The organism is Kitasatospora sp. NPDC057542 (assembly GCF_042801945.1).
Lineage (GTDB): Bacteria > Actinomycetota > Actinomycetes > Streptomycetales > Streptomycetaceae > Kitasatospora.
Genome location: NZ_JBHVFE010000456.1, coordinates 1 through 7147 on the forward strand (window position 1 = coordinate 1; position 7147 = coordinate 7147).

The 7147-nt window shown below is 73.6% G+C and carries 6 protein-coding genes and 1 pseudogene; 2 read left to right on the forward strand and 5 right to left on the reverse strand.

The genetic code is table 11. The annotated features are described in order from the left end of the window. Positions 1 to 32: 32 nt before the first annotated feature. Positions 33 to 215, forward strand: a pseudogene (locus ACFU7Y_RS36290) (cell wall-binding repeat-containing protein); the annotation flags it as partial. 51 nt (positions 216 to 266) lie between these two features. On the opposite strand, the gene ACFU7Y_RS36295 reads toward ACFU7Y_RS36290, so the two are convergent. The 4 genes from ACFU7Y_RS36295 to ACFU7Y_RS36310 form a co-directional block, all read right to left on the reverse strand. Further along, positions 267 to 1928, reverse strand: a complete 1662-nt coding sequence (locus ACFU7Y_RS36295; protein ID WP_224282389.1) for a long-chain fatty acid--CoA ligase — start codon at positions 1926 to 1928, stop codon at positions 267 to 269. 128 nt (positions 1929 to 2056) lie between these two features. Further along, positions 2057 to 2584, reverse strand: coding sequence for a hypothetical protein (locus ACFU7Y_RS36300; protein ID WP_224282390.1), 528 nt, complete (start codon positions 2582 to 2584; stop codon positions 2057 to 2059). A gap of 24 nt (positions 2585 to 2608) precedes the next feature. Continuing rightward, complete coding sequence (locus tag ACFU7Y_RS36305; protein ID WP_380770907.1) at positions 2609 to 3868, reverse strand: hypothetical protein; 1260 nt, start codon at positions 3866 to 3868, stop codon at positions 2609 to 2611. 45 nt (positions 3869 to 3913) lie between these two features. Next, positions 3914 to 4786 (reverse strand): DUF1906 domain-containing protein, encoded by an 873-nt coding sequence (locus ACFU7Y_RS36310; RefSeq protein WP_224282391.1) that lies wholly within the window; start codon positions 4784 to 4786, stop codon positions 3914 to 3916. A 152-nt stretch (positions 4787 to 4938) separates the two neighbouring features. Here ACFU7Y_RS36310 and ACFU7Y_RS36315 point away from each other — a divergent pair, with 152 nt between their 5' ends. Then, entirely contained in the window at positions 4939 to 6006 is a 1068-nt protein-coding gene (locus tag ACFU7Y_RS36315; RefSeq protein ID WP_380770909.1) for a DMT family transporter, read from the forward strand. 98 nt (positions 6007 to 6104) lie between these two features. Here ACFU7Y_RS36315 and ACFU7Y_RS36320 read toward each other — a convergent pair whose 3' ends face one another. Next, positions 6105 to 6905 (reverse strand): pyridoxal 5'-phosphate synthase, encoded by an 801-nt coding sequence (locus ACFU7Y_RS36320; protein WP_224282393.1) that lies wholly within the window; start codon positions 6903 to 6905, stop codon positions 6105 to 6107. Between the last annotated feature and the right edge of the window lie 242 nt (positions 6906 to 7147).

Consider the following 7147-nt stretch of genomic DNA (forward strand, 5'->3'; position numbering starts at 1 on the left):
TGCGTTCTTATATCAAATGTTTTGTTTTGATTGTGGTTTCACTATGTTTGTATGCACCATCTGCATTTGCGCAGCACAATGTATCGAAAATTGAGGGAAGTAATCGATATGAGGTGGCAGTTAACGCTGCAAAACGAAGCTGGTCGACAGCACCTACAGTTGTTTTAGTAGGCGGTGAAGCTTATGCAGATGCGCTAAGTGCTGTGCCGTATGCCTTTCAGCAAGGAGGCCGGGACCGTACGGACCCGGCCTCCTCGCGTTCGCGGCTACTCCTTGCCGAGCACCGTCACGTCCAGCTCCTGCGCCGCGTAGCTGGCCCGGATCACCTTCTTGTCGAACTTGCCGACCGAGGTCTTCGGCACCGACTCCACGATCGACCAGCGCTCCGGCAGCTGCCAGGAGGCGATCCGCTCGCCCAGGAAGGCCCGCAGCTCCTTCAGCCCGGCGGTCGCGCCCGGGCGCAGCACCACGGTGGCCAGCGGGCGCTCGCCCCACTTGTCGTCCGGGACGGCGACCACGGCGGCCTCGGCCACGTCGGGGTGGGCCATCAGGGCGTTCTCCAGCTCGACCGAGGAGATCCACTCGCCGCCGGACTTGATGACGTCCTTGGCCCGGTCGGTGAGGGTCAGGTAGCCGTCGGCGGTGATGGTGCCGACGTCGCCGGTGCGCAGCCAGCCGTCCTCGGAGAACTTGTCGTCCGGGCGGACCGGGTCCTGGCCGGCGCCGCCGTAGTACGCCCCGGCGATCCACGGGCCGCGCACCTCCAGCTCGCCCGCCGAGACGCCGTCGTGCGGCATCCGCTCGCCGCCCGGGCCGATCAGCCGGGCCTCGACCGAGGCCGGGAAGATGCCCTGGGTGATCCGGTACGGCCACTCCTGCTCGGGGGTGAGGCCGCCCGGCGGCTGGGCGAAGCAGCCGAGCGGGGAGGTCTCGGTCATGCCCCAGGCGTGCAGCACCCGGATGCCGTGGCGCTCCTCGTAGGCCTTCATCAGCGACGGCGGGCAGGCGCTGCCGCCGATCACCACCATGCGCAGGCTGGAGGTGTCGTAGTCGCCCGCGTCGAGCTCGTCCAGCAGGCCGGCCCAGATGGTGGGGACGGCGGCGCTGACGGTGGGCTTCACCGCGGCGATCATCTCGGCCATCGGCTTGGGCTGGAGGAAGCGGTCCGGCATCAGCAGGTTGGCACCGGACATGAAGGCCGCGTGCGGGATGCCCCAGGCCTGGACGTGGAACATCGGCACCACCGGCAGCGCGGTGTCGCGCGGGGTGAAGGCGAAGTTGTCACCGGTGTTGACCTGGAGGCAGTGCAGGTAGACCGAGCGGTGGCTGTAGAGCACGCCCTTCGGGTCCCCGGTGGTGCCGGAGGTGTAGCAGAGCACGGCGGCCTGCCGCTCGTCTATGTCGTGCTGCCACGGGTACTCGGCGGGCCGGCCGGCGATCAGCTCCTCGTAGTCGTGCACGCCGCCCGCGAAGCCGGCCAGCAGGGAGCGGTCGCCGGGGCCGCTCACCACGATGTGCCTGAGGGTCGGCGCGAGGTCCGGGAGGACGGCGGCGAGCAGCGGCAGGACGGTGCCGTTGACGATGATCACGCGGTCGGCGGCGTGGTTGATGATGAACGACAGCTGCTGGGAGGGCAGTCGCAGGTTCAGCGTGTGCAACACGGCCCCCATCGAGGGGACGGCGAGGTACGCCTCCAGGTGCTCGGTGTTGTTCCACATCAGGGTGGCGACCCGGTCGTCCGCGCTCACCCCCAGCTCGTCGCGCAGCGCACAGGCGAGCTGCGCGGCCCGCGCACCGACCTCGGCGTAGCTGCGGACGACCGGCCCGGTGCCGTCCCAGGTGGTCACGGTCGAGCGGCCGTGGATCGTGGACCCGTGCTCCAGGATTCGGGCGACGGTGAGCGGTACGTCCTGCATCGTGCTGAACACGGGTCCTCCTTGACCTGGCGGCACTGGCGGCTGCGCCTGCGGCACCTACCGGGCGGTAATGCGCGCGGACGTGCCCGATTGTGCCGCCCCCACCCCCCGCTGTCAGTATCCCGACCCCGTTGCACGGATCACGGATTCGTCCCGGTTCGGCCCTCCGGCCTCTCCCGAAGCCAGAAGGGCAGCGCGGCCCGCACGTCCGCCGGAACGCCCGAATACTCCGCGACGGCCACGGTCCGGCTCCGCCACACCCCGTCGGCACCCGCCTCGACCACCCGCACCTCGTCCTCAGCGGTGACTGCGGCCCGGCGCCGGTTGGTGAAGATCCACACCTGTGTGCCGCCCTCCTGCCACCGGTACTCCGGCTGGTCCTTCCTGCTGTCGTAGAGCGTGTCGTCCCGCCACAGCACGTCGTTCAGCGTGCCCTCGCCGCGCTTCGACGGCGTGTACGCCCGCACCACCCCGCGCCACCGCTTGCCCCCGTCCGGCCCCGCGCTCTCCTCCACCTCCAGCGCGAACCGGTCGTACGGCGCCCGCACCCAGTAGTCGGGCCGGGCCGCTCCCTCCGCGTGCAGCCGGTTGGTGTACACCGCCGGCGGCCCGTCCGCCCCGCCCCCGCACCCGGTCAGCACCAGCCCGACCGCCAGCACCGCGGCCACCCGTCCGCCCCTCCGCATCACAGGTCAGGGCCGGTCGGGGCGGCAGAGGCGGAGGGAGTTGGCCGGGTCGGGGGTGTAGGCGGGGTCGAGGGTCCAGCCCTGTTCGGCGGCGATGCGGAGGGCCTGGTGGGCGCCGGCGCCGCGGTAGGTGGCGCGGTTGAGCCGGATGCGGTGCACGAGGGTGCCGTCGGGGGTGCGGGTGCCGTCGGAGGAGGCGCCGGTGCGCTTGGTGTCGCGCTGGAGGATGCGGCGGATGTGGCGGTCCCAGGCGGCGGGGCTGTTGGTGAACTCGGCGCGGAAGGCGCGCGGGCCGACCGTCCAGCGGGCGCCCCAGCGGTCCCAGTGGTCGGGCTCGGGGCGGTTCACCCAGAAGGTGAGCAGACCGTACACCGGGACGTAGACGATCTGGAGCAGGAAGACGAACGGCAGCAGCGGCGCGAAGCGGACCGGCTGCGGGCCCCACGGGGTGCCGGGGGCGGCGGGCGGGTCCTGCGGGGAGGGTGCGTTCGGGGTGGCCGGGGCGGGGAAGTGGCGGGCGAGCCGGACGTGTCCGGCGTCGGTCCCGGACGCCACGCCGTGCCAGCCGTGCTGCTCGGCGAGCCGCACCACGCCGGCCGCGCCGAGGCCGCGGTAGAGCCGCAGTGCGAGCCGGGTCCGCACCACCCGACCGAGGTCGGCCTGCACCTCGCCGCCGCCGGCCGCGTGCGTCGCCTCGGCGGCGGCGATCCGGCGCGCCAGGATCGGGGCGACGTAGCGCTCCCAGTGCTCCGGCCGGCCGGTGAGCTCGGCCCGCAGCCGGCGCGGGGGAATGAAGCTGCGGTTGACCTTCAACCAGCCGTCCGAACTGGGGCCTCCCCCGCTGTAGTCCGCGAAGATCAGGACGATGAAGAGGAGCACCAGGCCGAGGACCCAGAGCGGCGCGTAGATCCACTGGAGGAGGAACTGGACCAGCACGGCCACGCGGTTGCGGCGCGGCGCGGGGCCGGGAAAACCGCCGGGGCGGCCGACTCCGGGCTGCGGCGGGGTACCGAACCCGGCGGCGGCGTACGGCTGTTGGGGACTGGGGTGGGCCTGCTGCGGCGGGACGGGCTGCGGCTGCCGGGGCGGGTACGGCTGCTGAGGCGGGTACGACTGCTGCGGCGGCGGCACCGGCTGCGCGTACGGGTTCTGCGCGTAGGGGCTCTGTCCGTACGGATTCTGCGCGTACGGCGCCTGCCCGTACGGGTTCTGCGGCGGCGGCGCGCCGTACCCGTCGGTGCCGCCGTGCCCCTGGCCGTTCACCATGCCGTTCCCCCCGTGCTCGATCGGGGGCCACCCTATCTGCGGGTCTCAGGCGGCGGTCGGGCCGTCCACGTGGTTGCGGTCGACGGTGAGGGTCGCGCCGCCGAAGGTCTCCTCGACGTTGCCGTGGTACTGGTGGACGCGCTGGTGGAGGCTCCAGAGGTCGGGGGCGATACCGCCGGAGCCGGCCGTGTCGGCCTGGTCGTCCCAGCGGGCGTACCAGAGCGCGTCGGGCATCGGGGAGCTGCCGGCCCGGGCGGCGGCGGCGAGGTCCGCGATGCCGGAGTCGAGGCTGGAGTAGAAGCCCGAGCGGTAGTCGGCGGCGTGCAGGCCGGCCGTCCAGCCGAGGGTGAAGTCGACCACGGCCTGGCCACAGGCCGGGTCGCGCATCGGGTAGGCCTCGATGTCCAGGTAGACCGGGCTGCCCTCGGCCAGCCCGAGCGAACGCAGGGCCTGGGCGGCCTCAGCCGCCTCCTCCAGGCCCTGCTCGACGGCCCTCGCCGGGTCGATCCGCTTGGGCTTGTGGCTCAGGTCGGCGCACGGCGCCTGCAGTCCGACGTGCACCGGCAGGAACCGCCAGCCCAGCTCCCTCGCCTGGCGCACCCACTCGGCGGTGAGCCTCGACTGGCTGCAGCCGCGCTGGGAACCACTGGTGTAGATGCCGACCGCCCCGTACGGGGAGGTGCCGCGCCAGGCCCGCAGGGTGTCGAGCGGCGGTGCGGTGCAGGCGTCGAAGGCCCGGCCGTTCCAGGTGTCAAGGGGCCGGGGCGGGCCGGACCGGTGGGGCAGCGTGACGGCCCGGATACGGGGGGCGGCGACGGCGGCCGGGGCTGCGGCTTCGGCGCGCACGCCCGTCCCGTCGGTGGCCAGCGGGAGGACGAGGGCGGCGGCAAGGAGGGCGGCGGAGCGGAGATGGCGCACCCCGCCTTGATACTGACGAGCCGTCGGACGATCGCGGCAACCACGCCGCAGCACCCGCGCGGGCCCACCCTTTCAGACCTACCCGTCCGCATCCGTCCTGATTTTTGTAACGAGCTTGCCGGTTTGTCACTCCTTACGGCAAACTCACGCATATGCCCACCTCCCATACCAGCGAAACCCCCGCCGCCTCGTCGTCGGCCGCCGCCGTCGCCGAGGCCCTTGCCATGCCGCCCGCCCCCAAGGGCGAGCCTGCCAGCGAGCGGGGAAGCTGGCGACGAGGTGGGGCGTCCGGCCCCGCGGCGCCACCCGAAGTCCACCCCGGTCGGTCCACCGGCCGGTTCGGCAAGATCCTGCGGCGCCCGGAGAAGATCCCGGCGCCGCTTCTCTGTCTGACCGCGATGTTCCTGGTGCAGACCGGCATCGCGCTGTCCAAGCCACTGTTCGGCCCGCTCGGCGTCAGCGGCACGACCTTCCTGCGGCTCGGCTTCGCCGCCGTCATCCTGCTCGCCGTCACCCGGCCGAAGCTGCGCGACAAGCGCCCGCGCGACCTCGCCGCGGCCGCGCTGCTCGGCATGGCCTCGGCCGGGATGACCTTCCTGTTCGCCGGGGCGATCGACCGGCTGCCGATGGGCACCGCCGCGACCATCGAGTTCCTCGGCCCGCTCGCGGTCGCGCTGGTCTTCGCCCGGCGCGCCAGCCACCTGCTCTGGGCGCTGCTCGCGGCCGCGGGTGTGGTGCTGCTGACCCTGCTCGGCGAAGGGGACGGCGGCGGGTCGCTCGACCCGATCGGCCTGCTGTACGCGTTCGGGGCGGCCGCCTGCTACGCCGCGTACATCCTGTTCACCGACAAGGTCGGCGCGGCCTTCCAGGGGTTCCAGGGCCTGGCGGTGTCGATGACGGTCGGCGCGCTGACGCTGGCGCCGTTCGGGCTCGGCCAGGCCTGGCACGGGCTTACCGCGCCCGGCGCCTCGCCGACGGCGCTGCTCGCCGCGGTGGCCGGGGTGTCGCTGCTGCTGCCGGTGATCCCGTACGCGCTGGAGATGACCGCGCTGCGACGGATGCCGCAGCGGGTGTTCAGCGTGCTGGTCAGCCTGGAGCCGGCGGTCAGTGCTCTGGTCGGGCTGGTGGTGCTGGGTCAGCTGCTGGGCGTGCCGCAGCTAACCGGGATCGGCTGCGTGGTCGCGGCCAGCGTGGGCGCCACGCTGACCGGGCGGCGGTGACGGGCCTGTCGGCCTGCGGTCACGTAAGCCGCCCAACGACTCAACGGCTCAACGGCTCACGGCCCACGGCCCACGGCTCACGGCTCACGGCTCACGGCTCACGGCCAGATCAGGGTGCGCGACCACTCCGGGGAGCTGACCGGGCCGGTGCGGGTGTAGCGCAGCCGGATGTGCCGGCGCTGGGCGTCGCCCTGCCAGAACTCCACCTCGTGCGCCCACAGGGTGTAGACCGCGTGCCCCGGCGGGACCGCGTCCGGGTGCGCCTCCAGCCGACGGCGGGCGACCGCCACCGCCTCGTCGTACTCGGCGAACGAGCCCAACGGCTCGCTCTGCTGTCCGACCAGCGCGTGGACCCGGGCGGCGGGTGAGCGGGTGGCGAACTCGGCGGCGGCGACCAGGTCGGCGGCCCGTTCGACGGTGCCGCGCACCCGGACCTGGCGGCCCAGCTGTGGCCAGTAGACGGTCAGCGCGGCGGCGGGGTGGCCGGCGAGCTGGCGGCCCTTGGGGCTGTCGGCGTCCGCGGAGAAGTTCCAGCCGGTGCCGGCCGCATCGACGTCCCGCAGCACCAGCACCCGGGCGTCCGGCATGCCGTCGGCATCCACGGTCGAGAGGGTGAAGGCCTGCGGGTCCAGCACACCGGCGTGCAGCGCGGTGGCGAGCCAGTCCACGAACAGCGGGCCGGGCTCGGCGGGGGCGGCCTCGTGGTCGAAGGACGGCAGCGGGCGGGCCATCGGCGGGCGGCCGAGCAGCAGTTCGGGGACGGACCCGGGCCCGGGCCGGTGCTCGTGGACCGGATCGGCCGTCGGCTCCGGGCGCACCTCCGCCGCCGGCTCCGGCCCGGGCTCCGGTGCAGGCCTGGCCTCGCCGGGGCCGGTCAGGCCCTCCTCCTCCGCCGCCATCGCGCACCCTTCCTTCCGATTGCCGCGGTCGCCGCCCCGGCCGGGCCGGTCCTTCCGGGCCCGGGCACCTGGGTGCGCTGTCGGAGCGCAACCGTACCGCCGTACGCCGACGGCTCCGGGCGCGGGCCCTCGGTGGACGGATCAGGGCCGGTCGGCGGGGGATTCCGGGGTGGCCGAGCGGGGGAACCCGGGCCGGCCTCCGGGGAGTCCAGGGGCGCCGGACACACTCGTGGGCCGTGCCG

Bases quoted from the DNA above. Each gene is read 5' to 3' on its own strand.
- ACFU7Y_RS36305 (WP_380770907.1), bottom strand. From the start codon at position 3,868: ATGGTGAACGGCCAGGGGCACGGCGGCACCGACGGGTACGGCGCGCCG.
- ACFU7Y_RS36315 (WP_380770909.1), top strand. From the start codon at position 4,939: ATGCCCACCTCCCATACCAGCGAAACCCCCGCCGCCTCGTCGTCGGCC.
- ACFU7Y_RS36320 (WP_224282393.1), bottom strand. From the start codon at position 6,905: ATGGCGGCGGAGGAGGAGGGCCTGACCGGCCCCGGCGAGGCCAGGCCT.